Source organism: Acinetobacter sp. YH12227 (assembly GCF_013417785.1).
Lineage (GTDB): Bacteria > Pseudomonadota > Gammaproteobacteria > Pseudomonadales > Moraxellaceae > Acinetobacter > Acinetobacter gandensis.
Genome location: NZ_VPDH01000141.1, coordinates 1 through 3117, shown reverse-complemented (window position 1 = coordinate 3117; position 3117 = coordinate 1). Strand labels below are relative to the sequence as shown.

The 3117-nt window shown below is 39.5% G+C and carries 4 protein-coding genes and 1 pseudogene; 1 reads left to right on the top strand and 4 read right to left on the bottom strand.

The window, feature by feature from the left end:
• From FTV09_RS17345 to FTV09_RS17330, 4 genes and pseudogenes are all read right to left on the bottom strand, one after another.
• Positions 1–109 (bottom strand): annotated as a pseudogene (locus FTV09_RS17345) (dihydropteroate synthase); the annotation flags it as partial.
• Between the two features lie 240 nt (positions 110–349).
• Positions 350–1225, bottom strand: a complete 876-nt coding sequence (locus FTV09_RS17340) for a hypothetical protein (RefSeq protein WP_081406141.1) — start codon at positions 1223–1225, stop codon at positions 350–352.
• 19 nt (positions 1226–1244) lie between these two features.
• Positions 1245–1706, bottom strand: coding sequence for a hypothetical protein (locus FTV09_RS17335; protein WP_257222937.1), 462 nt, complete (start codon positions 1704–1706; stop codon positions 1245–1247).
• Positions 1707–1771: 65 nt separating this feature from the next.
• On the bottom strand, positions 1772–2179 hold the full coding sequence (locus FTV09_RS17330) for a hypothetical protein (RefSeq protein ID WP_005005986.1): 408 nt from the start codon (positions 2177–2179) through the stop codon (positions 1772–1774).
• 221 nt (positions 2180–2400) lie between these two features.
• Between FTV09_RS17330 and FTV09_RS17325 the strand changes: the two genes are divergently transcribed.
• A complete protein-coding gene (locus FTV09_RS17325) occupies positions 2401–2694 on the top strand; it encodes a hypothetical protein (RefSeq protein ID WP_005005987.1) in 294 nt (97 codons plus the stop codon).
• Positions 2695–3117: the final 423 nt, after the last annotated feature.

Sequence of the window (3117 nt, the reverse complement as noted above, 5' to 3'; positions counted from 1 at the left end):
GCTTACGCGCCTGCGCAATGGCTGCGTCTGGCGCCAGATACCGGCCTCCATCGGAGAAACTGTCCGAGGTTATGTTGACGATGCCGAAAATGATGAGCGATTTATTCATGGGGGCTTCTATAATAATAATAATCGAGCATGAGTCTCATACGGATGCTCGGGTCGAAAGGGAATCCCCAGGCGAGTAACCTGTTTGCGGTGATCCATTAGCTGCAGGAGCAGAATAGCATACATCTGGAAGCAAAGCCAGGAAAGCGGCCTATGGAGCTGTGCGGCAGCGCTCAGTAGGCAATTTTTCAAAATATTGTTAAGCCTTTTCTGAGCATGGTATTTTTCATGGTATTACCAATTAGCAGGAAAATAAGCCATTGAATATAAAAGATAAAAATGTCTTGTTTACAATAGAGTGGGGAATATATAAGGTGTACATGTCTTGTTCTACTGAGTACAACGTGATGAAGTCAGTCGTATATGAAAACTTGCCATTTTCGCTCTCTAGCTTGATTTGTTGGTGTTTAACGAGCTTGAGTGGTGAAATGCAGTCACCGCCATAGATCGCAACTGTGCCACGCTCTTTGTACAGCTTAATGAGTTTTTTGGTGCATTTTAACGGCTTGCCGTGTTTGTCCAATTTTGGTTGGTTGCGAACAAAGATGTTATAGCGAAGATTCGAGTCACCAAGCATCCCGCTTGTTGTTTCACTGATGGTCAATTGGCGTTTAGACTTCTTATAAAACTCTAATAAGCGTTGCTGTAAATTGAACCGTGAAACACCGCATTCGATGTCAAAATCTAGACCTTTAAAAGCGTTTTTATTACTGTTGTTTCCAAAGTAACAAACTGCATCGTTAAACATTTGCGTTAAGTTTGCAAAAATTAAGAGAAAGTCGTTTTGTGGGTACGGACGTTTTTGATACATGCACCCAAACTCACTGTCTGACAACTTATAAAAATAGGTGCGAACGCCAGTATAACTGCAAAGTGAATCATAAATGCGTGTGCCTTTAATTTGAATCTGAGTAACATAGCTAGATGAAAATTCAGGGGTAGCCCAAAGCATAGGGCTGAACAGGATGTCCTTCACTAATCCATTGTCGTATGCACGGTCGCCAACGCGACTTTTTTGGTTAATGCGGTCGTTTTGGGTGTAAACATGGATGTTCTTCAGCTCCAACGTTTCACGTTTGAACACGGTCTTTTCAGCGGTAGCAGTAGCGGTCGTCATGGTGAAGTTCCTTATCGGCTTAAATACGTCTGTGCAAAATTGCTTGCATGGTTTTAAAAATTTGGTCTGTTTCAAAGTAGTCAGAAATTTGCTCTTGGAATGGGCTTTGATGGTTGCGAACCAACGTGCGAATCGCAGAACTATTTAAGGTGTCTGAGTTGGTAAAACCATTTTTTAGTACTTTGATCTCAAAATATGGGCTAGTGGATGCAATCACACTGACAATAATGTTGCCGTCTTGGTCTGTCTTAACTGACAAATCAGCAATTGGGCTTAGCTCATGGCGTAAAAAATACATATTGTCGGGGTTATAGATTGCTTTAAATCTGATTCCGTCTTGGCATATAGCGCAAAACAGTTCATTCACCGACTCAGCAGTAAAGATCGCCCCAAACGTCACAACAACAGGCCCGACATTTTTTTGCTGTTTTTCATCATGTTTGATGGTTAGCTCGCAATGCGCTGTAATTAGGTTTTGCATGGTTTATATCCTCAAATGTGATTCAGTGGCATACGCACGTTATCCGTGCGTATGGGTGAATTGAATTAAGAAAGTTCGCGTGACCAACAATCTTCTATACGGTCGTATGCGTAGCCGTTTTGAGCCATTAACGTGCAAATGTCTTCAAGGTTTTTGCCAAAGATATTTACTGAGGTAACTTGGTCGAGTACTGATGTATGACCAAAGTTTTCTTTTAATGTTGCAACATAGATTTCAACGTCCATGAAGAAGAAATTTGTTTTATCAGCCAATGTCGGCATGTGCTGTTGAAATTGAAGTTGAGCATAGTCACTATCCGCTTGAAGATCCGCAAGGGTTAAATCACAGTTGTTGTCGATGTAATCTGAGATTTCATCAAACAATGTTTCCATGTGAGCACCGCTAAAAGTTTTAGGGAAACCGATGTATAAAGTGCCTTGTAACTGTACTGATTGAGCGTTTAAATTTGACATGCTGTTCACTCCAAGTTTTAAGCTTTCTGCTTTTGATAGTTTCATTTTATGGGAAAACACAACCTGGCAAACCTTTCTCGAAAAATAAGATTTTCAATCTTTTTTTAATCAATTAAAAAACATCGCTTGCGTACTAATATGATTTTTCTATTAGCCGTATCGCCGTAATGCATTAAGAATAATTTAACGAGCAATTAGTTAATTAATTAAGTTTAATTAAATTGTTAAGTTTTAAAACATATGAAGATGAACCAGCTCAAGACCGTCTTGTGCTTGAAAACATCACCATTGCTGAAGCGATGAAGTTAGCTGAAAACAACGGATTCTTTAAAGCAAAGTACCAGGTGCTTAAAGTGATTCAATATTTTGATGTTGAATTGGTACTCACGGCGTCTGATGTTGAGTACTGTGCTGAATTACACCAGTTTAGCGGTGGCTATAACGTGACGGTGCTTGCTGATACACCTGAACAAGATCTTATTGCAATTCTCAATTCATTGGGGATATTGAATTAGAGCCATCTCGTGATAAGAGAATGCAGCTCCGAAAAATGGAGTCTAAATTTAAATCTGCCTTTAAGGGATATGATTTATCCCAAGTATCCATAGTGATATGGTCAGTGTATGTTCACCAGTGGCACGATCGCAAAATTAGTACCGTATATATCTAAAAAAAACCACAATAACAATTGATGGTTTTTTAATGAGCTTTATAAAATGGGTTCATCATACGCACGGCGTTTGTGTTTTACATTTGGATCTATGCCAATTTGATTCGGATATAACAGGTTTAATACCTGGTTAATGCGATCAACAGAGGTGGTTCCACTTGTTTGAACAACTAAAAGCGTATTTATAAGTGATATTCCGCTCTAGTTAAGCCACCTTGTTTTGTTGGGGTAGCTGATCATAGTAAAACTCATTTGGTGTCATTTTGTC